This window comes from Clostridium sp. YIM B02551 (assembly GCF_022324735.1).
Classification (GTDB): domain Bacteria; phylum Bacillota; class Clostridia; order Clostridiales; family Clostridiaceae; genus Clostridium_T; species Clostridium_T paridis.
Window position 1 is genome coordinate 41,317 of sequence record NZ_JAKGTF010000012.1, and the last position, 22,583, is coordinate 63,899.

The window sequence follows — 22,583 nt, forward strand, 5'->3', positions numbered from 1 at the left end:
GAGGATAAACCCTTGATCGAATTAAATAATTTTGATGCTTTGCAAATTGGCTTAGCATCACCAGAACAAATAAGAGAATGGTCTAGAGGCGAAGTTAAAAAACCAGAAACTATAAATTATAGAACTTTAAAACCAGAAAGAGATGGTCTATTCTGCGAAAGGATATTTGGACCAATAAAAGACTGGGAATGCCACTGTGGAAAATATAAGAGAGTAAGATATAAGGGAATTGTTTGTGACAGATGTGGTGTTGAAGTAACAAAAGCAAAAGTTAGAAGAGAGAGAATGGGGCACATAGAATTAGCAGCCCCAGTATCTCATATTTGGTACTTCAAAGGTATTCCATCTAGAATGGGATTAATATTAGATATGTCACCAAGAGCACTTGAAAAAATATTATATTTTGCTTCTTATGTTGTAATTGATCCAAAAGAAACTCCATTATTAAAAAAGCAACTATTGAATGAAAAAGAATATAGAGAAGCTTGTGATAAATATGGAGAAGAAAGTTTCAATGCTGGAATGGGAGCTGAATCAATTAAGCAATTACTTGCAGAAATTGATTTAGAAAAAGGTTCTGTTGAATTAAAAGAAGAACTAAAACAAAGTACAGGGCAAAAGAAAATTAGAATTATAAGAAGATTAGAAGTGGTTGAATCATTCAGAAAATCAGGAAACAATCCTGAATGGATGATAATTGATGTAATACCAGTAATACCACCAGATTTAAGACCAATGGTTCAATTAGATGGTGGAAGATTTGCAACTTCTGATTTGAATGACTTATATAGAAGAGTTATTAACAGAAATAATAGACTTAAAAAGTTGCTTGATCTTGGAGCTCCAGACATCATTGTTAGAAATGAAAAAAGAATGCTTCAAGAAGCAGTTGATGCATTGATAGATAATGGAAGAAGAGGAAGACCTGTAACTGGACCAGGAAACAGACCACTTAAATCATTATCAGATATGCTTAAAGGAAAACAAGGAAGATTCAGACAAAACTTACTAGGTAAGAGAGTTGACTATTCAGGTAGATCAGTTATTGTTGTAGGACCTGAATTAAAGATGTATCAATGTGGTCTTCCAAAAGAAATGGCATTAGAATTATTCAAACCATTCGTGATGAAAAAGCTTGTTCAAGATGGAGTAGCACATAACATTAAAGCTGCAAAAAGAATGGTTGAAAGAGTTAGTCCACAAGTTTGGGATGTTCTTGAAGAAGTTATTATGGATCATCCAGTATTACTTAACCGTGCACCTACTCTTCATAGACTTGGAATTCAAGCATTCCAACCAGTACTTGTTGAAGGAAGAGCTATTAAGTTACATCCATTAGTATGTACAGCATATAATGCTGACTTTGATGGAGACCAAATGGCTGTACACGTTCCTTTATCGGTAGAGGCTCAAGCAGAAGCAAGATTCTTAATGCTTGCAGCAGGAAATATACTTAAACCATCTGATGGAAAGCCAGTTTCAGTTCCAACACAAGATATGGTATTAGGTTCATATTACTTAACAGTTGATAAGGATGGAGTTAAGGGAGAAGGTTCTTACTTCTCTTCAGTAGATGAAGTTTTAATGGCTTATTCACTAAAAGAAATTAATATTCATGCTAAAATCAATGTTAAAGTTTCTAAAACTATTGATGGTGTAGTTAAGACTGGAATTATTAAAACAACAGTTGGAAAGATTATATTTAATGAATCAATTCCACAAGATTTAGGATATGTTGATAGAACTAAAGAAGATGAGATGCTTAATTTAGAAGTAGATTTCCTAGTAACTAAGAAAACATTAGGTGGAATAATAGATAAGTGTTATGTAAAACATGGACCTATAAAAACTTCAATAATGCTAGATAATATAAAAGCTACAGGATATCACTATTCATCAATTGGAGCTATAACTATAGCAGCATCTGATATGATAGTACCTGATAGAAAGTATGAATTACTTAAAGAAACTGATGAAACTGTAGATAAGATTGAAAAGATGTTTAGAAGAGGTCTTATTTCAGAAGAAGAAAGATATGACAGAGTAATTCAAAAGTGGACTGATACAACAGAAGAAGTTGCGAATGCACTTATGGATAGTATGGATAGATTTAATCCAATATTCATGATGGCAGACTCAGGAGCCAGAGGTTCTAAGTCTCAAATTAAGCAGCTTGCTGGTATGAGAGGACTTATGGCAAACCCTTCTGGTAAAATCATTGAGCAACCTATCAGAGCATCATTTAGAGAAGGTCTTGATATATTAGAATACTTTATATCAACACACGGAGCTAGAAAAGGTAATGCGGATACAGCGTTAAAGACAGCCGATTCTGGATACCTAACTAGAAGATTGGTTGATGTATCACAAGATGTTATAGTAAGAAGTGAAGATTGTGGTGCAACTGATGGTATTGTTGTAAGTGATATTAAAGAAGGAAATGAAGTTATTGAACCATTAAAAGAAAGATTAACAGGAAGATATAATGCTGAAGATATAGTTCATCCAGAAACAGGAGAGACTATAATACCAAGAGACACTTATATGGATACTTACTTAGCTGAAAAGATAGTTAAAGCTGGAGTTAAAAAGGTTAAAATAAGATCTGTATTCACATGTAAGGCGAAGATTGGTGTTTGTGCTAAATGTTATGGTATGAACATGGCAACAGGACAAAAAATTAATATTGGTGAGGCTGTTGGAATAATAGCAGCTCAGTCAATAGGTGAACCAGGTACACAGCTTACAATGAGAACATTCCATACAGGGGGAGTTGCTGGAGCAGATATAACTCAAGGTCTTCCTAGAGTAGAAGAATTGTTTGAAGCAAGAAAACCTAAGGGATTAGCTATAGTAAGTGAAATTCCTGGTACTGTAAGCATTGAAGAAACAAAGAAAAAGAGAATTGTTAATGTTATTTCAAATGAAGGCGAAGAAAAAAGTTATGATATACCATTCGGTTCAAGAATAAAAGTGAACGATGGAGACATAATAGTAGCAGGAGATGAAATAACCGAAGGTTCAGTTAATCCTCATGATATAATGGGAATTAAAGGTGTCGATGGAGCAAGACAATATCTTCTTTCTGAAGTTCAAAAAGTTTATAGACTACAAGGTGTTGATATTAATGATAAGCATCTTGAAGTAGTAATAAGACAAATGACTAGAAAGATTAAAATTTCTGAGTCTGGTGATACTGATCTACTTCCAGGAACAATGATAGATATGTTTGACTTTGCTGAAGAAAACCAAAGAGTAACTGCTTTTGGTGGAGAAGTTGCACAAGGTGAACAAGTGCTTCTAGGAATTACAAAAGCAGCTCTTGCAACAGATAGCTTCCTTTCAGCAGCATCATTCCAAGAAACTACAAGAGTTCTTACAGATGCAGCAATAAAAGGAAAGATTGATCCATTGCTAGGATTGAAAGAAAATGTCATCATTGGTAAGTTGATTCCAGCTGGTACAGGTATGTTAAGATACAGAACTGTAAAACTTAACACTGAAGATAACCTATCAGAGGTTGGAGTAGACGATACTTTAGAGAATTTTGATGAAAATTCTATCGTGAATTCTATTGAGTAATAACAAATCAATATTATTGACATGTGTATGCTTAGATGATAAAATAATCTTTGTGTGATTTGCAAAGCTACACTTTAGTATGCATTTGTCTACATGATTATATGAGGCAAAGTTTTAAATGAACTTTGCCCATGTTCTGTGTAATTAGGGGGTATCTCATGATAGACAGACTGGTAGGTAAAAAGCTTATTGGTATTAAACAATGTACGAAGGCTATTAAAAATGGTCAAGGCATTGAATTATATGTAGCTAAAGATGCAGACGAAAGGCTAATTTCTCCTTTAGTGGAGTTAGCTGAAGGTAAAAGCATAAAAGTAGTATATATTGACACCATGAGGGAATTAGGCAAAATGTGTAGTATAGAAGTTGGATCATCGGCAACTCTAATACTATAAAAGAGCTAATATCTAAATTAAAATAGATAATAGAAAATCAGGAGGTGAAAACATGCCAACTATTAGCCAATTAGTTAGAAAAGGCAGAAAGACAATAGCAGCTAAATCAACTGCACCAGCACTAAAAGAAAATCCACAAAAAAGAGGGGTATGTACTGTTGTTAAAACTACAACTCCAAAGAAACCAAACTCAGCTTTAAGAAAAATAGCAAGAGTTAGATTAACTAACGGTTACGAAGTAACTGCTTATATCGGTGGAGTAGGTCACAACTTACAAGAACACAGTGTTGTTCTTATAAGAGGTGGAAGAGTTAAGGACCTTCCCGGTGTAAGATACCACATCGTTAGAGGAGCTCTTGACTGTGCTGGAGTTGCAAACAGAATGCAATCCAGATCAAAATATGGTGCAAAGAGACCAAAGGCAGCAAAGTAGTTTGCTAATTTAGTGCAATGTCTTCAGCGTTTACATAGATAGATAATTATGTTTTATATAGATTGCGGAAGCCAGAGCACTTTGCGACAAACACTGTCGAGTACCAGTGAACTTAAACTAAATTGTTAAGGAGGGAAGAAAAGTGCCAAGAAAAGGACATATAGCTAAAAGAGATGTATTACCAGATCCAGTGTACAATTCAAAAGTTGTTACTAAATTTATAAACAGTATCATGGAAGATGGTAAAAAAGGTGTAGCTCAAAAAATATGCTACGGAGCATTTGAAATTATTGAACAAAAAACAGGAAAAGAAGCAATGGAAGTATTTGAGGCAGCAATGAACAATGTAATGCCATTGTTAGAAGTAAAAGCAAGAAGAATAGGTGGAGCTAACTATCAAGTACCGATAGAAGTTAGACCTGAAAGAAGACAGACTCTAGGAATCAGATGGATACTTACTGCTGTAAGAAAAAGAAGCGAAAAGTATATGAGAGAAAAGTTAGCTGCAGAATTAATTGATGCATCTAACAATACTGGAGCAGCTGTTAAGAAGAGAGAAGATACTCATAAAATGGCTGAAGCTAATAAAGCATTTGCTCATTACAGATACTAATCTTAAAACTGTTTTGGCGAAGGCCAAAACAGTTTTGTTAAATTTAATTATATATTCGAGAGGAGGAAATATTTCATGGCTAGAAAATATCCTTTAGAGAAATTCCGTAACTTTGGAATAATGGCTCATATAGATGCTGGTAAGACTACAACTACTGAGCGTATATTATTCTATACTGGAAGAAGTCATAAAATAGGAGAAGTTCATGAAGGCGCAGCTACAATGGACTGGATGGTTCAAGAACAAGAAAGAGGTATAACAATTACTTCTGCTGCAACAACATGTGTATGGAAAGAACATGAATTAAATATAATAGATACACCAGGACACGTAGATTTCACAATCGAAGTTGAAAGATCATTAAGAGTACTTGATGGTGCTGTTACAGTTCTAGATGCAAAATCAGGGGTTGAACCTCAAACTGAAACAGTATGGAGACAGGCAGATAAATACGGTGTTCCAAGAATGATCTATGTAAATAAAATGGATGCTACTGGAGCAGATTTCTTCAGATGTGTTAACACTGTAAGAGATAGATTAAAAGCTAATGCAGTTCCAATACAAATTCCAGTTGGAGCTGAAGATCAATTCAAAGGTATTATCGATCTTATAAAGAATAAGGCTGAAATATACTATGATGATTTAGGTAAAGACGTAAGAGAAGAAGATATTCCAGCTGATTTAGTTGATCAAGCAGAAGAATACAGAGCTGCAATGATTGAAGCAATTGCTGAAACTGATGAAGAGTTAATGATGAAATACCTTGATGGTGAAGAAATAACTGAAGAAGAGTTAAAGAGTGCTTTAAGAAAAGCTACAATTGGTAATGAAATAGTACCATGTATTTGTGGTTCTTCATATAAGAACAAAGGAGTACAACAAATGATTGATGGTGTTGTTGATTTCTTACCATCACCATTAGATATTCCAGCTGTTCAAGGAACAACTTTAGATGGAAAAGAAGATTCAAGAGAAGCAGCTGATGATGTACCAATGTCAGCATTAGCATTCAAAATTGCTACTGACCCATTCGTTGGTAAATTAGCATTCACAAGAATATACTCTGGAGTAATGCATAGTGGTTCTTATGTTCTTAACTCAACAAAGGGTAAGAAAGAAAGAATCGGAAGACTTGTTAAAATGCATGCTAATACTAGAGAAGAAGTTGAAGAATTAGAAGCAGGAGAATTAGGAGCAGTAATCGGATTAAAGAACACTACTACTGGTGATACTTTATGTGATGAAGATACTCCAATCGTTCTTGAATCTATGGAATTCCCAGAACCAGTTATCAGAGTAGCTATTGAGCCAAAAACTAAAGCTAGCCAAGAAAAGATGGGAATAGCATTAGCTAAGTTAGCTGAAGAAGATCCATCATTCAAAACTTGGACTGATACTGAAACAGGTCAAACAATTATAGCTGGTATGGGTGAATTACACCTTGAAATTATAGTTGATAGACTTACAAGAGAATTCAAAGTAGAGTGTAACGTAGGTGCTCCACAAGTTGCTTACAAAGAAACTATTAGAGCTGCTGTTAAAGCAGAAGCTAAGTATGCTAAGCAATCAGGTGGTAAAGGACAATACGGTCACTGTATTATTGAAATGGAACCAACAGAAGGAGAATATGCATTTGAAAATGCTGTAGTTGGAGGAGCTATTCCAAGAGAATATATTCCAGCTATCGATAATGGTATTCAAGAAGCTTCTAAGAATGGTATTTTAGCTGGATATCCAGTTATTAACTTTAAGGTTAAATTAGTTCATGGATCTTACCATGAAGTTGACTCATCTGAAATGGCATTTAAGATTGCTGGATCTATGGCATTTAAGAATGCTATGGCTAAAGCAAACCCAGTATTACTTGAACCTACAATGAAGGTTGAAGTTACTATGCCAGAAGAGTACATGGGAGATGTTATGGGTGACCTTAACTCTAGAAGAGGAAGAATTGAAGGTATGGAAGCTTTAAACGGAGCTCAAGTAATAAGAGCATTCGTTCCACTAGCAGAAATGTTTGGATACGCAACTACATTGAGATCAAGAACTCAAGGTAGAGGTGTATATTCAATGGTATTCGATCACTATGAAGAAATGCCAAAGAGTATTCAAGAACAAGTTGTAGGAAAAAAAGCTTAATTTAATATAACATTTTAAAGTTATAAGGGAGGAATCAAACAATGTCAAAGGCAAAATTTGAAAGAAACAAACCACACGTTAACATTGGAACAATAGGTCACGTAGACCACGGTAAGACAACATTAACAGCAGCAATCACAACAGTATTAGCAAACAAGGGATTTGCAGAAGCATTCAACTATGCAGATATAGATAAAGCACCAGAGGAAAAAGAAAGAGGAATTACAATCAACACAGCACACGTAGAGTATGAAACAGAAAACAGACACTACGCACACGTTGACTGTCCAGGACATGCTGACTATGTTAAGAACATGATAACAGGAGCAGCACAAATGGATGGAGCTATCTTAGTTGTATCAGCAGCAGATGGTCCAATGCCTCAAACAAGAGAACATATACTACTAGCATCAAGAGTAGGAGTTGACTATATCGTAGTATTCTTAAACAAAGCAGATATGGTAGATGACGAAGAATTACTTGAATTAGTAGAAATGGAAGTAAGAGAACTATTAAGCGAATACAACTTCCCAGGAGATGATATTCCAATAGTTAAAGGATCAGCATTACAAGCATTAGAAAACCCAACTGATGAAGCTAAGATTCAACCAATCTTAGACTTAATGGATGCAGTAGATAGCTACATTCCAACACCAGAAAGAGCAACAGATAAGCCATTCTTAATGCCAGTAGAAGATGTATTCACAATCACTGGTAGAGGAACAGTTGCAACTGGAAGAGTTGAAAGTGGAATTCTTCATGTAGGAGACGAAGTAGAAGTAGTTGGATTAAGTGAAGAAAGAAGAAAGACAGTAGTAACAGGAATAGAAATGTTCAGAAAGTTACTAGACGAAGCACAAGCTGGAGATAACATCGGAGCATTATTAAGAGGTGTTCAAAGAACTGATATCGAAAGAGGTCAAGTTTTAGCTAAAAGTGGATCAGTAAACCCACATAAAGCATTCGTAGGTCAAGTTTACGTATTAAAGAAAGAAGAAGGCGGAAGACATACTCCATTCTTCGATGGATATAGACCACAATTCTATTTCAGAACAACAGACGTAACAGGATCAATCAAATTACCAGACGGAATGGAAATGGTAATGCCAGGAGATCACATCGACATGAATGTTGAATTAATCACTGAAATCGCAATGAATGAAGGATTAAGATTCGCAATCAGAGAAGGTGGAAGAACTGTAGGTTCTGGAGTTGTTACTACTATAGTTAAATAGTTTCAACTAAGATAATATTGAAGAAGTAGCAAGGGACGCCTTGTTACTTCTTTTTTTATTTACATTTTAGGATAAGATATAATATAATTGTAGAGACTGTAGAAATAGTTAAAAAAAATGAAAAATACACTAAAAAAATTATTGCTTAGTGAAATCTTATATAGTATAATAAAGAAGTTGCATAGCATACAGCGATGATGCGAGAGGTTGCCGGACTTCCGGGTAATTCTTGTTGAGCACGTTTGGATCTAGAATTCAACGACAGTGATGTATTTTGTGTTTGAAAGGTGGATACACCCGGAGCAGTTTACATTACTGGTGTGCGTTAGAAGTAAAGCGTACATGAAAAGGAGGGAATAAAATGTCAAAACAAAAAATCAGAATCAGACTAAAAGCATTTGATCACACAATATTAGATCAATCAGCTGAGAAGATAGTTGAAACTGCAAAGTCAACAGGAGCAAAGGTGGCTGGTCCAATTCCACTACCAACTGAAAAAGATGTAGTTACAATATTAAGAGCTGTTCACAAGTACAAAGATTCTAGAGAACAGTTCGAAATAAGAACTCACAAAAGATTGATTGATATAGTTAATCCATCACCAAAAACTGTTGATGCATTAATGAGATTAAATCTTCCAGCAGGTGTTGATATTGAAATCAAATTATAATATCAAGCTATGTAGGACAAAAAATGCGTAGTTTAATTAAGAAACTGTTATGATTACCATGAAGTAATCCGCTAATATGTTTAGGAGGTGTAGTAAATGAAAAAAGCAATTATCGGAAAGAAGATAGGAATGACTCAGATTTTCGATGCTAATGGAAAAGTAGTTCCAGTTACAGTTGTAGAAGCAGGTCCATGTGTAGTTGTTCAAAAAAAGACTACAGAAAAAGATGGGTATGAAGCACTACAAGTTGGATTTGGAGATATAAGAGAAAAGTTAGTTAATAAGCCAAGAAAAGGACACTTCGCAAAAGCTAACGTTGCTCTTAAGAGAACTTTAAAAGAGTTCAAATTAGAAAACGCTAGTGAATATGAAGTTGGCCAAGAAATTAAGGTTGACATATTCGAAGTTGGAGAAAAAGTAGACGTATCAGGAGTTTCTAAAGGTAAGGGATTCCAAGGTACTATAAAGAGATGGAATGCAAGCAGAGGACCAATGTCCCACGGTTCTAAGTTCCACAGAGCAGTTGGTTCTATGGGAGCATCTTCAGATCCATCAAGAACATTCAAAAACAAGAGAATGCCAGGACATATGGGAGCTGTTAATACAACAGTATTAAATTTAGAAGTAGTTAAGATAATGCCTGAAAAGAACTTGCTATTAATAAAGGGTGGTATCCCTGGTCCAAATAAAGGAACAGTTGTTATAAGAAACGCTGTTAAAGCTTAATTTCGGTAGAAAGGAGGAAACAGGATGCCTACAGTAGGATTATTTAATAAAGAAGGTCAAAAAGTTGGAGATTTTCAACTAAATGAAAATGTGTTCGGAGTTGAAGTTAATCAATATGCAATGCACCAAGTTGTTGTTGCATTATTAGCAAATAAAAGACAAGGAACTCAATCAGCTAAAACAAGAGCTGAAGTAAGAGGAGGCGGAATTAAGCCTTGGAGACAAAAAGGAACTGGTAGAGCAAGACAAGGTTCTATAAGAGCACCACAATGGATACATGGTGGTATAGTTTTTGCACCAAAGCCAAGAGACTACAGAGTTTCAGTTCCAAAAACAATGAGAAGAGTTGCTATGAAATCAGCTCTATCAAGTAAAGTTGTTGATAACCAATTATTAGTTTTAGAAGATTTAGCTTTTGAAGCTCCAAAGACTAAAACTATGGTTAACTTATTAAATGCATTAGAAGCAAAGAAAACTCTAATAGTTACAGCAGAATCTAATGAAAATGTATATAAATCAGCTAGAAATATTCAAGGCGTATCAGTTATTCCAGTTAATAACATAAACGTTTATGATATATTAAAGTTTGAAAAATTAGTTATCACTAAGGATGCTGTATCTAAAATTGAGGAGGTGTACGCATAATGAAATTAACTAGCCATGATATAATAAGAAAGCCAATCATTACTGAAAAGAGTATGGCAGAAATGGCAGATAGAAAATACACCTTCATAGTTCATCCAACAGCAAACAAAGTTCAAATAAAGAGAGCTATTGAAGAAGTTTTCGGCGTTAAAGTTGAAGATGTTAAAACTATGAACGTTGAAGGAAAAACAAAGAGAGTTGGCGTTCACATTGGTAAAAGAGCTGACTTCAAGAAAGCTATAGTAAAACTTGCAGCTGACAGTAAAGGAATTGAATTCTTTGAAGGAATGATGCAATAATAAAGCGTATTATTGGCGGTATGCCAGAGAAGCTAGAGTAAGGAGGGAAATTTAGATGGCAGTTAAAAAGTTTAATCCTACTACCCCATCAAGAAGAGAAATGACAATGCCAACATTTGAAGAAATCACTACAAATGTTCCAGAAAAATCACTTCTTGTTTCTTTAAGTAAGACTGGTGGTAGAAATGCACAAGGAAAAATAACTGTAAGACATCACGGTGGTGGTGCTAAAAGAAAATATAGAATTATAGATTTCAAAAGAAATAAAGATGGTGTTCCAGCAAAAGTTGCTACAATTGAGTACGATCCAAATAGATCAGCTTATATATCATTAGTAGTATATGCGGATGGAGATAAGAGATACATAATCGCACCAGTTGGTTTAAAAGTTGGTGACGTTATAGTATCAGGACCAGAAGCTGATATTAAGCCTGGTAATACACTTCCATTAAAGAATATACCAGTAGGTACTATTGTTCATAATGTTGAATTACAAATTGGTAAAGGTGCTCAATTAGTTAGAGCTGCTGGTTCTTCAGCACAATTAATGGCTAAAGAAGGCAACTATGCTACATTAAGATTACCTTCAGGTGAAATGAGATATGTTAGAATAGAATGCAGAGCTACTATAGGAACTGTATCTAACTTAACAAATGACATTGTTAACCTTGGTAAAGCAGGTAGAAAGAGACACATGGGTTGGAGACCAACTGTAAGAGGATCTGTAATGAATCCTAATGACCATCCACACGGTGGTGGTGAAGGTAGATCTCCAGTAGGTAGACCAAGTCCAGTTACTCCATGGGGTAAACCAGCACTTGGATACAAAACTAGAAAACACAAGAAGTACTCAGATAGATTTATCATCAAGAGAAGAAACAGCAAGTAATTTGAAGAGAATATTTAATTCTCTTCATTACTTGGAAGCATAAAGGTTTATGAAGGGAGGATTTCAAGTGAGTAGATCAATTAAAAAAGGACCTTTTATTCATGCAGGTCTTTTAAAGAAGATAGAAGAAATGAATACTAATGGTGAGAAGAAAGTTGTTAAGACTTGGTCAAGAAGCTCAACTATATTCCCACAAATGATCGGTCACACTATCGCTGTTCATGATGGAAGAAAGCATGTTCCAGTATATGTTAGTGAAGATATGGTAGGTCATAAATTAGGAGAATTCGCTTTAACTAGAACTTATAAAGGACACGTTGACACTGAAAAGTCATCAAAGAGAAAGTAGTTGCCTGGAAAGGAGGATCACATCAATGGAAGCTAAAAATGCTAAAGCAATAGCTAAGTATGTAAGAATGTCACCTATGAAGGTAGGAATAGTTCTTAATTTAATAAGTGGAAAAAATGTTAATGAAGCTTTCGCAATATTACAATATACTCCAAAGGAAGCAGCAGTTGTTGTTAATAAAGTACTTAAATCAGCAGTTGCTAATGCTGAAAACAACATGGAATTAGATGTAAATAAATTATATGTTGCAGAGGCTCATGTAGGTCAAGGACCAACATTAAAGAGATTTAGACCACATGCTCAAGGTAGAGCATTCAGAATAAACAAAAAAACAAGCCATATAACTGTAGTAGTTAAAGAAAGAGCTTAGTAGAAGGAGGGAAATACAGTGGGTCAAAAAGTACATCCTCACGGACTTAGAGTTGGTGTTATCAAAGGTTGGGATGCAAAATGGTACGCAAACAAAAAAGATTTTGCAGATAATCTTGTTGAAGATAATCAAATCAGAGAATTCGTTAAAAAGGAATTATTCTCAGCTGGTATCTCAAAAATTGAAATTGAGAGATATACTAACAGAGTAAAATTGAACATTTTCACTGCTAAGCCAGGTGTCGTAATCGGCAGAGGCGGATCAGGAATTGAGGCTTTAAAGAAGAAATTAGAAGCATTCATAAAAGAAAAAAATGTTTTAATAAACATTGTTGAAGTTAAAAATGCAGAAGCTGACGCTCAATTAATGGCTGAAAACATAGCAGCTCAATTAGAAAAGAGAATATCTTTCAGAAGAGCTATGAAACAAACAATTCAAAGAGCTATGAAATCAGGAGTTAAAGGTGTTAAGACTGCATGTTCAGGTAGATTAGGTGGAGCAGAAATTGCTAGAACTGAACAATATCATGAAGGAACAATCCCACTACAAACATTAAGAGCTGATATTAATTATGGATTTGCTGAAGCAGATACAACATATGGAAAGATCGGCGTAAAAGTATGGGTATATAATGGAGAAGTTCTTCCAACTAAAAAAGTACTTGAAGTGAAGGAAGAAGCTAACGCGTAATAAGAAAGGAGGAATACGTCATGTTAATGCCTAAAAGAGTAAAACATCGTAAGGTACAACGTGGTAGAATGAAAGGTAAAGCTACTAGAGGTAATTTCCTTGCATACGGAGATTTTGGTATTCAAGCAACAGCTTGCGGATGGATTACAAGCAACCAAATTGAGTCTGCCAGAATAGCAATCAATAGATACATTAGAAGAGGTGGAAAACTTTGGATAAAGATTTTCCCAGATAAGCCAGTAACTGAAAAACCTGCTGAAACAAGAATGGGTTCCGGTAAAGGATCACCAGAATATTGGGTAGCAGTAGTTAAACCAGGCAGAGTATTGTTCGAACTTTCAGGAGTTCAAGAAGAAGTAGCTAGAGAAGCAATGAGACTTGCTCAGCACAAACTTCCTATAAAGACAAAGTTCGTTACAAGAAGAGATTTTGAGGAAATGGGTGGTGAAGAATAATGAAGGCTAAAGAGTTAATAGAGTTAAGATCAAGCAATCCTCAAGATTTAAAAGATAAGTTAAATGACCTTAAGGCTGAATTATTCAACTTAAGATTCCAATTAGCTACAGGACAATTAGAAAACCCAATGAGGATAAGAGAAGTTAAAAAATCAATCGCCCAAATTAAAACAATCATCAGAGAAGAAGAACTTAAGGCAATTGAGCAATAATTTCGCAAGGCTGAAAGGAGGTAAGCTCAGTGGAAAGAGGATTAAGAAAGAAGAGAATCGGCAGAGTTGTTTCTGATAAAATGGATAAAACAATTGTGGTAGCTGTTGAAACAAAGGTTAGACACCCACTTTATGGAAAGACAGTAAACAGAACTACAAAATTTAAGGCTCATGATGAAAATAATGAAGCTAAAATAAATGATAGAGTATTAATTATGGAAACTAGACCATTATCTAAGGATAAGAATTGGAGACTAGTTGAAATAGTAGAAAAGGCGAAGTAATCTTTTTTAAGACGAAAGGAGGTTAATTACATGATACAACAACAAACCTTACTAAAAGTTGGAGATAATTCTGGTGCTAAAGAAATAATGTGTATTAGAGTATTAGGTGGATCCAAAAGAAAGTATGGAAACATTGGAGATATAATCGTTGCTTCAGTAAAAAGTGCAACACCTGGCGGAGTTGTTAAAAAAGGTGACGTTGTAAAAGCAGTTATAGTTAGATCTAAAAGAGGTTTAAGAAGAGGCGACGGATCATATATAAAATTCGATGAAAATGCAGCAGTTATAATAAAAGACGATAAGCAACCAAGAGGAACTCGTATCTTCGGACCAGTTGCAAGGGAGCTAAGAGATAAAGAATTTAACAAAATATTATCATTAGCACCTGAAGTTCTATAAGAGAGTAGGAGGTGGCTAAGGTGAAGGTACACGTAAGAAAGAACGATACAGTTATAGTTGTATCAGGAACTGATATGGGTAAGACTGGAGAAGTCTTAAAGGTAATTCCTAAGAGCGGAAAAGTTATCGTAAAAGGAGTTAACATAGTAAGTAAACACCAAAAACCAAATAGAGAAAATATGAACGGCGGTATAGTACAAAAAGAAGCTCCATTATATAGCTCAAAAGTTATGCTATACTGCACAAAATGTAAGAGTGCAACAAGAATATCCAATAAACTTCTTGATGATGGTACTAAAGTAAGAGTATGTAAGAAGTGTGGAGAGACATTCTAATCTGAAAGGAGGTTCTTTTAATGATACCTAGACTACAAGAAAAATATGAAAAAGAAGTAGTTCAAGCGATGATTGAAAAGTTCGGTTATAAAAATATAATGGAAGTACCAAAGCTTGAAAAAATTGTTATAAATATGGGAGTTGGAGAGGCTAAAGAAAACCAAAAGGTTTTAGAGTCAGCTGTTAGTGATTTAACATTAATATCAGGACAAAAGCCAATCTTAACAAGAGCAAAGAAATCAGTTGCAAACTTTAAAATAAGAGAAAACATGCCTTTAGGATGTAAGGTTACATTAAGAAGAGCAAAAATGTATGAGTTTGCTGACAAATTAATGTCAATAGCTCTTCCAAGAGTAAGAGACTTCAGAGGTGTTTCTGCTAATGCATTTGATGGTAGAGGAAACTATGCTCTAGGAGTTAAAGAACAATTAATATTCCCAGAAATTGAGTATGATAAAATTGATAAAGTGAGAGGAATGGATATTATCTTCGTAACAACAGCTAACACTGACGAAGAAGCAAGAGAATTATTAAGATTTCTTGGTATGCCATTCGCTCAATAATAAGGAGGGGATATCATGGCACGTAAAGCAATAATAGAAAAGTGGAATAAAGAACCTAAGTATAAAACAAGAGCGTATACTAGATGCAGAATATGTGGAAGACCACATGCGGTGCTAAGAAAATTTGGTATCTGCAGAATTTGTTTTAGAGAACTTGCTTACAAGGGTCAAATTCCTGGATGCAAAAAGGCAAGCTGGTAATAATCTAATGTAGCGAAAGGAGGCACAATTCAATGGTTATGACAGATCCAATTGCAGATTTGCTAACTCGTATTAGAAATGCAAACTCTGTAAGACATGAAACAGTAGAGGTTCCTTCTTCTAATGTAAAGAAGGCTTTAACTAATATATTATTACAAGAAGGTTATATCAAACAAATTGAAGAGTATAACGATGGTGTAGTTCCAATGTTAAGAATCACTCTTAAATATGGTGCTAACAAAGAAAGAGTAATCACTGGACTTAAGAGAATATCTAAACCAGGATTAAGAGTTTACTGTAAAAAAGATGAAGTACCAAAAGTACTTAACGGATTAGGAGTTGCAGTAATATCAACTTCAAAAGGAATAGTAGTAGATAGAGAAGCTAGAAGCCAAGGATTAGGTGGAGAAGTTATCTGCTACGTATGGTAATTTCTTAAATTGAGATTGACTAGAATTAAGTTTTTATAGAGAATTGTTCTTAAAATGGAATACAGGAGGTGCGATTATGTCAAGAGTAGGTAGATTACCAATAGCTATTCCTGCAGGAGCAACTATTACTGTAACACCAGACAACGTTGTTACAGTAAAAGGTCCTAAAGGTGAGCTAGTAAAAGCTATGCACAAGGACATAAAAATAGCAGTTGAAAACAACGAAATTGTTGTAACTAGACCAAGTGATCAAAAAAATCACAGAGCTCTTCACGGTTTGACAAGAGCCCTTATTAATAACATGGTTATTGGAGTAACTCAAGGTTTCTCAAAAACTCTAGAATTAGTAGGTGTTGGTTATAGAGCACAATTACAAGGTAAAAAATTAGTAATGAATCTTGGATATTCTCATCCAGTAGAAGTTGAAGCTGTTGAAGGTGTAGACTTTAAGATAGATGGAACAACTAAAGTAATAGTTGAAGGAATAGACAAAGAAAAAGTTGGTGCAGTTGCAGCTGATATAAGATCATGGAGAGAACCAGAGCCATATAAAGGTAAAGGTATTAAATACTCTAATGAAGTTATCAGACGTAAGGAAGGTAAAACTGGTAAGAAATAATAGGAAGGAGTGAACCCTTATGTTCAAGAAGGTAGACAGAAAACAAGCTAAAACTAAACGTCACCTAAGAGTCCGTAAGAAAATATCTGGAACTCCTGAAAGACCAAGATTATGTGTTTTCAGAAGTGATAAGAATATATATGCGCAAATTATAGATGATGTTAATGCTGTAACTCTTGTTGCTGCTTCAAGTTTAGATAAGGACTTCAATGGAACTGGAAGCAACAAAGAAGCAGCTAGAATAGTTGGTACTTCAGTTGCTAAAAAGGCTATTGAAAAAGGAATAACTGAAGTGGTATTTGACAGAGGTGGATACATATACCACGGAAGAGTTCAAGAATTAGCTGAAGGTGCAAGAGAAGCAGGCCTTAAATTCTAAAAAACAAGGAGGGAAATAAATGAGAATCGATCCTAGCACACTAGACCTTAAAGAAAAGGTTGTTTTCATAAACAGAGTAACTAAGGTTGTTAAGGGTGGTAGAAACTTCAGATTCAGCGCACTAGTAGTTGTCGGTGACGAAAACGGACACGTAGGCGTAGGAATGGGTAAGTCAGTAGAAATCCCTGAAGCAATCAGAAAAGGAATAGAAGACGCAAAGAAAAATTTAGTTAGCGTTGCTATGGTTGGAACAACAGTTCCACATGAAATATACGGAAAATTCGGTACTGGTAAAGTATTAATAATGCCAGCTACAGAAGGTACAGGAGTTATTGCTGGAGGTCCAGCAAGAGCTGTACTTGAATTAGCAGGATTAAAAGATGTTAGAGCTAAGTCATTAGGTTCTAACAATCCAAGAAACATGGTTAACGCAACAATCAACGGATTAGCAAGCTTAAGAACAGCAGAAGATATTGCTAAATTAAGAGGAAAATCTGTTGAAGAGATTCTAGGTTAGGAGGGATTGTGCGATGGCTAAGGTAAAAATTACACTAGTTAAGAGCTTAATAGGTAGAAAGAAAGACCATATTGCTACTGCAAATGCCCTTGGACTAAAGAAAATCGGTAAAACAGTAGAACATGAAAGTACACCTCAAATCAGAGGTATGATAAACAAAGTAGACTACTTATTAAAAGTTGAAGAAGTTTAAAAATAAGGAGGTGTAAGTAGCATGAAACTTCATGAGTTAAAACCAGCTGAAGGAAGCAAGAAAGCACCTAAGAGAATCGGTAGAGGTACTGGATCAGGATTAGGAAGAAACGCTGGTAAAGGTGAAAAAGGACAAAACGCTAGATCTGGTGGTGGAGTAAGACCTGGATTTGAAGGGGGCCAAATGCCACTATACAGAAGACTTCCTAAGAGAGGGTTCACCAATATATTTGCTAAAGAATATGTTTCAATAAACGTTGATAGATTAAATATATTTGAGAATGGAACTGAAGTAACTCCAGAATTATTACTTGAAACAAGAGTAATAAGCAAATTAAGAGACGGAGTTAAAATATTAGGAAATGGACAAATAGAAAAGAACCTAACTGTAAAAGGATGTAAATTCTCTAAGTCTGCAATAGAGAAGATAGAAGCAGCTGGAGGAAAAGTTGAGGTGATTTAATTATGCTATCAACCCTACGTAATGCCTGGAAGGTTCCGGATTTGAGAAAAAGATTATTATGGACAGTATTAATTGTAGCAATTTACAGGTTAGGAAGTCATATTCCTGTACCTGGAATTGATACAGACTATCTAAAGAACTTGACTCAAAGCGGAAATAGTTTGTGGAGCTTTTATGATTTGATGTCTGGTGGTGCGTTAAGTAGATTTAGTATCTTAGCACTTGGAGTTGTTCCATATATCAACTCATCAATCATAATGCAACTACTTACTATAGCAATTCCCCCATTAGAACAATTATCTAAAGAGGGAGAAGAAGGTCGTAAAAAAATTCAAAAAATAACTAGATATGCATCAATAGGTTTTGGACTTATTACAGCATATGGTACTTTGGCACTTATGAATCAGCAAGGTGGTATTAAAGATTCTAACTATGCTCTTATATATCAGATTATATTAACACTTACTGTTGGATCAGTATTCTGTATGTGGTTAGGTGATCAGATAACTGTTAAGGGTATCGGAAACGGAATATCTCTTATAATATTCATAAACATTGTATCAAGAGTACCAAGCACAGTAGCATCATTAGGAAGATTACAACAAACTGAACAAGTTGACCCAGTTCAAGTAATATTACTTGTAGCATTTATTTTAGCATTATTGGCAGGTGTAATTTACCTATCACTAGCTGAAAGAAGAGTTACAGTTCAATATGCAGGTAAAGCTGTGGGGAACAAAATGTACAAAGGACAATCAACTCATATACCATTAAGTTTAATAGGATCAGCTGTTATAGCAATAATATTTGCTATGTCAGTAATGCAATTCCCACAAACTGTTGCACAATTATTCCCTAATAAGGAGTGGGCAAAGTGGATAATGAGTAGTTCATATAGTGTATTTAATAGTAAGACTTGGATGTATGCAGTTGTTTATGCTTTACTTACCATATTCTTTACTTGGTTCTATACTCAAGTAACATTTAAGCCAGATGAAATGGCTGAAAATATGAATAAGTCTGCTGGATTTGTTCCAGGTATAAGACCAGGAAAACCTACAGAAAAGTATCTAGAAAGAATGCTAACTAGGGTATCTTTATTTGGTGGATTATTTGCGGCATTTTTAGTAATAGTACCTATAGTAATTGAAAATAATACACAATTTAAAGGGATTGCGTTCGGACCTACTTCAATATTAATTTTAGTTGGTGTAGCGTTAGATGTAATGAGAACCTTAGAATCACAGTTGGTAGTAAGACATTACCAAGGATTTTTAAAATAGAGCAAAACAGGATGGAGATGATGCCGGTGAAAATTGTATTATTTGGTCCTCCTGGTGCAGGAAAAGGGACACAGGCAAAGTCAATTAGTAATAGATACTCCATACCACACATTTCAACTGGAGATATTTTCAGAAAAAACATTTCTGAAAACACTCCATTGGGTGTTGAAGCGAAGAAATATATTGACAAAGGTCAATTAGTTCCAGATGAAGTAACTATTAATATGGTTAAAGATAGATTGCAAGAAGAAGATTGCCAAAATGGTTATCTGTTAGATGGATTCCCAAGGACAGTATTTCAAGCTGAATCACTTCATGATTTCTTACAAGAAAGAAATGAAGTATTAGACACAGCACTACTAATTCAAGTTCCAGGAGAATTTATTTTAGAAAGAATGACAGGAAGAAGAGTTTGTCCATCTTGTGGAGCAAGTTACCACATAAAGTTCAATCCACCTTTAGAAAAAGGTAAATGTGATGTTTGTGGTTCGGATGTTATCCAAAGAAAAGATGATAGTGAAGAAACTGTTCAAGAAAGATTAACTGTTTATGAAAACCAAACTCAACCACTTATAGAATTCTATAAGAAAGAGGGATTACTTGAGGTTGTAGATGGTACACAAGCAATTAATGAGGTCTTTGAAAGCATCTGTGATATATTAGGAAGTGAGTAAAAATGATTATTTTAAAAAATGATAATGAAATCAACCTAATGAGAAAAGCAGGACACTTATTGGCAGAGACATTAAATTTAATTGAAACTAAAATAAAACCTGGTATTACTACTGAGGAATTAGATAAAATTGCAGAAGAATTTATAACTAAGCATGGTGCAAAACCTTCCTTTAAAGGATTATATGGTTTTCCAGCTTCACTCTGTATATCTGTTAATGAGCAAGTAGTTCATGGAATACCAGGAAGCACAAAGTTAAGTGAAGGAGATATCGTAAGCATAGATTGCGGTGTTCTCTTAGATGGATTCCACAGTGATGCAGCAAGAACTTTTCCAGTAGGAAACGTATCTGAAACTGCTGAAAGACTAATTGAAGTTACCGAAAAAAGTTTTTTCAAAGGAATTGAAAAGGCAATTGTAGATAATAGATTAACAGACATCTCATACGAAATTCAAAAGTATATAGAAGATGCAGGGTTTTCAGTAGTAAGAGATTATGTAGGACATGGAATCGGTAAAAGTGTTCATGAGGATCCGGATGTTCCTAATTTCGGAAGACCTGGAAGAGGTCCAAAATTATCATCAGGAATGGTATTAGCAATAGAACCAATGGTTAATGTTGGAACTTGGAGAGTTAAAACCTTAAGTGATGATTGGACTGTAGTGACAGCTGATGGGAAGTATTCAGCTCATTATGAAAATACTGTTGCTATTTTACCTAATGGTCCCGAGATACTAACACTAATTAAATAGTTAAGTGTTGCTTAGTTATAAATTCACACTTGCCACAAAATGGCTTGTAGGTTTATTACTAAGGTAATCATTGAGGTGAAACAAGTTGCAGAATAACGACTTAGTTGGCAGATTAGTATTTTCCAAAGCAGGTAGAGATAAGGATAAACCTTATATAGTAGTTAGCGTTTTAGATGATAACTATGTTGCCCTTGCTAATGGAAGTACAAAATTAAGTGAAATGCCTAAAAAGAAGAGACTAAAACACTTAAATCTTACAGATATACTCGATAGAACATTAGAGAAAGAAATTATATCTAAAGACAAGAGTTTAGATTTAAAGATTAAAAGATTTATAAAGCTTGAAGGCATTGATAAGGAGGTTTGATTACCTTATGTCAAAAGATGATGTAATTGAAATGCAAGGTGTAGTTTTAGAATCATTACCTAATGCTATGTTCCAAGTAGAATTGGAAAGTGGGCATAAAATCCTTGCTCACATTTCAGGAAAGCTAAGAATGAACTTCATAAGAATTCTTCCAGGAGATAAGGTTACAGTTGAGTTATCTCAATATGATCTTACAAGAGGTAGAATTACTTGGAGAGCAAAATAAAATTAAAATAACTTAAATGTTAGCAGAAAAGCATTGATTTTCCTGCTCATAAATAATAAGGAGGGTTAGCGATGAAAGTCAGACCATCAGTTAAGCCTATTTGCGAAAAGTGCAAAATTATAAAAAGAAAAGGTAGAGTAATGGTTATTTGCGAAAACCCAAAGCACAAGCAAAAACAAGGCTAATATAAATAAGTTTATTAAAAAAATAATGGAATGGAAGGTATTTATTATTGACTTTTTTTCCATTCTAAAATATCATTATATAGTCAATTAATTAGCATAAATGAATTTTAGGAGCGGCTGACAGAGGTTAAAATACCAATGACCTGAAATTTTATTTATATATTTACCACATGAAAAGGGAATTTAATTACCAGGAGGTGTAAGTTTTAATGGCTAGAATAGCTGGTGTTGACCTACCAAGAGAAAAAAGAGTTGAGATAGGTCTAACTTATATATACGGAATAGGTTTATCCACTTCTCAAAAGATATTAGCAGAAACTGGAATAAACCCAGACACAAGAGTAAAAGACTTAAATGAAGACGAAGTAAATGCTATAAGAAATATCATAAAGGATAGAGTTGTTGAGGGAGATTTAAGAAGAGAAATCGCTCTTAACATCAAAAGACTAGTTGAAATTGGTTGCTACAGAGGAATTAGACATAGAAAAGGTCTTCCTGTAAGAGGACAAAAAACTAAGACTAATGCAAGAACTAGAAAAGGTCCAAAGAAAACTATTGCTAACAAGAAAAAATAGTAAGGAGGGAAGACAATGGTAGCAGCAAAAGTTAAGAAAACAAGAAGAAGAAAAGAAAGAAAGAATGTTGAACACGGAGCAGCTCACATTAAGTCAACTTTCAACAATTCTATAGTAACTTTAACTGATGCAGCAGGTAATGCTTTATCATGGTCATCAGCTGGAGCTTTAGGATTTAGAGGCTCAAGAAAGAGTACTCCATTTGCAGCTCAAATGGCGGCTGAAACTGCAGCTAAATCTGCTATGGAACACGGATTGAAGAGTGTTGAGGTTTACGTAAAAGGACCTGGATCAGGTAGAGAAGCTGCTATAAGAAGTTTACAAGCTGCTGGTTTAGAAGTAACTCTAATTAAGGATGTTACTCCAATACCACACAACGGTTGTAGACCACCAAAAAGAAGAAGAGTGTAGTACAAACGTCATAGGAGGTGTAATT

The 22,583-nt window shown here is 34.7% G+C and carries 35 protein-coding genes; all 35 read left to right on the forward strand.

Annotation, left to right across the window (positions count from 1 at the left end; all coding sequences use genetic code 11):
- The first annotated feature begins 12 nt into the window (after positions 1-12).
- On the forward strand, positions 13-3,582 hold the full coding sequence (rpoC, locus tag L1S47_RS14820; protein ID WP_238884304.1) for a DNA-directed RNA polymerase subunit beta': 3,570 nt from the start codon (positions 13-15) through the stop codon (positions 3,580-3,582).
- A gap of 158 nt (positions 3,583-3,740) precedes the next feature.
- Positions 3,741-3,977 (forward strand): ribosomal L7Ae/L30e/S12e/Gadd45 family protein, encoded by a 237-nt coding sequence (locus L1S47_RS14825; protein WP_202765675.1) that lies wholly within the window; start codon positions 3,741-3,743, stop codon positions 3,975-3,977.
- A gap of 52 nt (positions 3,978-4,029) precedes the next feature.
- Positions 4,030-4,410 (forward strand): 30S ribosomal protein S12, encoded by a 381-nt coding sequence (rpsL, locus tag L1S47_RS14830; RefSeq protein WP_202765674.1) that lies wholly within the window; start codon positions 4,030-4,032, stop codon positions 4,408-4,410.
- 142 nt (positions 4,411-4,552) lie between these two features.
- Positions 4,553-5,023, forward strand: coding sequence for a 30S ribosomal protein S7 (rpsG, locus tag L1S47_RS14835; RefSeq protein WP_202765673.1), 471 nt, complete (start codon positions 4,553-4,555; stop codon positions 5,021-5,023).
- Between the two features lie 75 nt (positions 5,024-5,098).
- A complete protein-coding gene (gene fusA / locus L1S47_RS14840; RefSeq protein ID WP_238884305.1) occupies positions 5,099-7,162 on the forward strand; it encodes an elongation factor G in 2,064 nt (687 codons plus the stop codon).
- A gap of 41 nt (positions 7,163-7,203) precedes the next feature.
- Positions 7,204-8,397 (forward strand): elongation factor Tu, encoded by a 1,194-nt coding sequence (gene tuf, locus L1S47_RS14845; RefSeq protein WP_238884300.1) that lies wholly within the window; start codon positions 7,204-7,206, stop codon positions 8,395-8,397.
- Between the two features lie 361 nt (positions 8,398-8,758).
- Positions 8,759-9,067, forward strand: coding sequence for a 30S ribosomal protein S10 (gene rpsJ / locus L1S47_RS14850; RefSeq protein ID WP_022211980.1), 309 nt, complete (start codon positions 8,759-8,761; stop codon positions 9,065-9,067).
- A gap of 96 nt (positions 9,068-9,163) precedes the next feature.
- Positions 9,164-9,793 carry a 50S ribosomal protein L3 gene (rplC, locus tag L1S47_RS14855; protein ID WP_238884306.1) on the forward strand — a complete coding sequence of 210 codons (630 nt, stop codon included), beginning with the start codon at positions 9,164-9,166 and terminating at the stop codon, positions 9,791-9,793.
- Positions 9,794-9,817: 24 nt separating this feature from the next.
- Complete coding sequence (gene rplD / locus L1S47_RS14860; protein WP_202769376.1) at positions 9,818-10,438, forward strand: 50S ribosomal protein L4; 621 nt, start codon at positions 9,818-9,820, stop codon at positions 10,436-10,438.
- Positions 10,438-10,737 carry a 50S ribosomal protein L23 gene (rplW, locus tag L1S47_RS14865; RefSeq protein ID WP_202769375.1) on the forward strand — a complete coding sequence of 100 codons (300 nt, stop codon included), beginning with the start codon at positions 10,438-10,440 and terminating at the stop codon, positions 10,735-10,737. Before rplD ends, rplW begins: the two co-directional genes overlap by 1 nt.
- Positions 10,738-10,792: 55 nt before the next feature.
- On the forward strand, positions 10,793-11,626 hold the full coding sequence (gene rplB, locus L1S47_RS14870) for a 50S ribosomal protein L2 (protein ID WP_202769374.1): 834 nt from the start codon (positions 10,793-10,795) through the stop codon (positions 11,624-11,626).
- Between the two features lie 67 nt (positions 11,627-11,693).
- Complete coding sequence (gene rpsS, locus L1S47_RS14875) at positions 11,694-11,975, forward strand: 30S ribosomal protein S19 (RefSeq protein WP_202769373.1); 282 nt, start codon at positions 11,694-11,696, stop codon at positions 11,973-11,975.
- 25 nt (positions 11,976-12,000) lie between these two features.
- Positions 12,001-12,345 (forward strand): 50S ribosomal protein L22, encoded by a 345-nt coding sequence (rplV, locus tag L1S47_RS14880; protein ID WP_202769372.1) that lies wholly within the window; start codon positions 12,001-12,003, stop codon positions 12,343-12,345.
- An 18-nt stretch (positions 12,346-12,363) separates the two neighbouring features.
- Positions 12,364-13,035 carry a 30S ribosomal protein S3 gene (gene rpsC, locus L1S47_RS14885; protein ID WP_202769371.1) on the forward strand — a complete coding sequence of 224 codons (672 nt, stop codon included), beginning with the start codon at positions 12,364-12,366 and terminating at the stop codon, positions 13,033-13,035.
- Between the two features lie 20 nt (positions 13,036-13,055).
- The gene (gene rplP, locus L1S47_RS14890; RefSeq protein ID WP_202769370.1) at positions 13,056-13,490 is read left to right on the forward strand and encodes a 50S ribosomal protein L16; all 435 of its coding nucleotides are present in this window, start codon (positions 13,056-13,058) and stop codon (positions 13,488-13,490) included.
- A complete protein-coding gene (rpmC, locus tag L1S47_RS14895) occupies positions 13,490-13,702 on the forward strand; it encodes a 50S ribosomal protein L29 (RefSeq protein ID WP_202769369.1) in 213 nt (70 codons plus the stop codon). The genes rplP and rpmC overlap by 1 nt, the downstream gene beginning before the upstream one ends.
- A 29-nt stretch (positions 13,703-13,731) precedes the next feature.
- Positions 13,732-13,986, forward strand: a complete 255-nt coding sequence (gene rpsQ, locus L1S47_RS14900) for a 30S ribosomal protein S17 (protein WP_202769368.1) — start codon at positions 13,732-13,734, stop codon at positions 13,984-13,986.
- 30 nt (positions 13,987-14,016) lie between these two features.
- Positions 14,017-14,385, forward strand: a complete 369-nt coding sequence (gene rplN, locus L1S47_RS14905; protein WP_202769367.1) for a 50S ribosomal protein L14 — start codon at positions 14,017-14,019, stop codon at positions 14,383-14,385.
- A 20-nt stretch (positions 14,386-14,405) separates the two neighbouring features.
- Positions 14,406-14,720 carry a 50S ribosomal protein L24 gene (gene rplX, locus L1S47_RS14910; protein WP_238884307.1) on the forward strand — a complete coding sequence of 105 codons (315 nt, stop codon included), beginning with the start codon at positions 14,406-14,408 and terminating at the stop codon, positions 14,718-14,720.
- Between the two features lie 20 nt (positions 14,721-14,740).
- Positions 14,741-15,283, forward strand: a complete 543-nt coding sequence (rplE, locus tag L1S47_RS14915; protein ID WP_202769365.1) for a 50S ribosomal protein L5 — start codon at positions 14,741-14,743, stop codon at positions 15,281-15,283.
- Positions 15,284-15,298: 15 nt separating this feature from the next.
- Positions 15,299-15,484: a type Z 30S ribosomal protein S14 gene (locus L1S47_RS14920; protein WP_202769364.1), complete on the forward strand. Its 186-nt coding sequence runs from the start codon at positions 15,299-15,301 to the stop codon at positions 15,482-15,484.
- 32 nt (positions 15,485-15,516) lie between these two features.
- Positions 15,517-15,915 (forward strand): 30S ribosomal protein S8, encoded by a 399-nt coding sequence (rpsH, locus tag L1S47_RS14925; protein WP_202769363.1) that lies wholly within the window; start codon positions 15,517-15,519, stop codon positions 15,913-15,915.
- 76 nt (positions 15,916-15,991) lie between these two features.
- Entirely contained in the window at positions 15,992-16,534 is a 543-nt protein-coding gene (gene rplF / locus L1S47_RS14930) for a 50S ribosomal protein L6 (RefSeq protein WP_202769362.1), read from the forward strand.
- Between the two features lie 19 nt (positions 16,535-16,553).
- The gene (rplR, locus tag L1S47_RS14935) at positions 16,554-16,913 is read left to right on the forward strand and encodes a 50S ribosomal protein L18 (protein ID WP_202769361.1); all 360 of its coding nucleotides are present in this window, start codon (positions 16,554-16,556) and stop codon (positions 16,911-16,913) included.
- Between the two features lie 19 nt (positions 16,914-16,932).
- Complete coding sequence (rpsE, locus tag L1S47_RS14940) at positions 16,933-17,430, forward strand: 30S ribosomal protein S5 (protein WP_238884308.1); 498 nt, start codon at positions 16,933-16,935, stop codon at positions 17,428-17,430.
- A 13-nt stretch (positions 17,431-17,443) separates the two neighbouring features.
- Positions 17,444-17,623, forward strand: coding sequence for a 50S ribosomal protein L30 (gene rpmD / locus L1S47_RS14945; protein ID WP_202769359.1), 180 nt, complete (start codon positions 17,444-17,446; stop codon positions 17,621-17,623).
- Positions 17,624-17,644: 21 nt separating this feature from the next.
- Positions 17,645-18,085, forward strand: a complete 441-nt coding sequence (gene rplO, locus L1S47_RS14950) for a 50S ribosomal protein L15 (RefSeq protein ID WP_238884309.1) — start codon at positions 17,645-17,647, stop codon at positions 18,083-18,085.
- Positions 18,086-18,087: 2 nt separating this feature from the next.
- Positions 18,088-19,368 carry a preprotein translocase subunit SecY gene (gene secY / locus L1S47_RS14955; RefSeq protein WP_238884310.1) on the forward strand — a complete coding sequence of 427 codons (1,281 nt, stop codon included), beginning with the start codon at positions 18,088-18,090 and terminating at the stop codon, positions 19,366-19,368.
- A 26-nt stretch (positions 19,369-19,394) separates the two neighbouring features.
- Positions 19,395-20,042: an adenylate kinase gene (locus L1S47_RS14960; protein WP_202769356.1), complete on the forward strand. Its 648-nt coding sequence runs from the start codon at positions 19,395-19,397 to the stop codon at positions 20,040-20,042.
- Positions 20,043-20,044: 2 nt separating this feature from the next.
- Positions 20,045-20,794 (forward strand): type I methionyl aminopeptidase, encoded by a 750-nt coding sequence (gene map, locus L1S47_RS14965; RefSeq protein WP_238884311.1) that lies wholly within the window; start codon positions 20,045-20,047, stop codon positions 20,792-20,794.
- 85 nt (positions 20,795-20,879) lie between these two features.
- Positions 20,880-21,161, forward strand: coding sequence for a KOW domain-containing RNA-binding protein (locus L1S47_RS14970; RefSeq protein WP_238884312.1), 282 nt, complete (start codon positions 20,880-20,882; stop codon positions 21,159-21,161).
- 7 nt (positions 21,162-21,168) lie between these two features.
- Entirely contained in the window at positions 21,169-21,387 is a 219-nt protein-coding gene (infA, locus tag L1S47_RS14975; RefSeq protein ID WP_202769353.1) for a translation initiation factor IF-1, read from the forward strand.
- A 71-nt stretch (positions 21,388-21,458) separates the two neighbouring features.
- Positions 21,459-21,572, forward strand: a complete 114-nt coding sequence (rpmJ, locus tag L1S47_RS14980; protein ID WP_025434559.1) for a 50S ribosomal protein L36 — start codon at positions 21,459-21,461, stop codon at positions 21,570-21,572.
- Between the two features lie 209 nt (positions 21,573-21,781).
- The gene (rpsM, locus tag L1S47_RS14985; protein ID WP_202769352.1) at positions 21,782-22,147 is read left to right on the forward strand and encodes a 30S ribosomal protein S13; all 366 of its coding nucleotides are present in this window, start codon (positions 21,782-21,784) and stop codon (positions 22,145-22,147) included.
- A gap of 15 nt (positions 22,148-22,162) precedes the next feature.
- Positions 22,163-22,558, forward strand: coding sequence for a 30S ribosomal protein S11 (gene rpsK, locus L1S47_RS14990; RefSeq protein ID WP_202769351.1), 396 nt, complete (start codon positions 22,163-22,165; stop codon positions 22,556-22,558).
- Positions 22,559-22,583 lie beyond the last annotated feature (25 nt).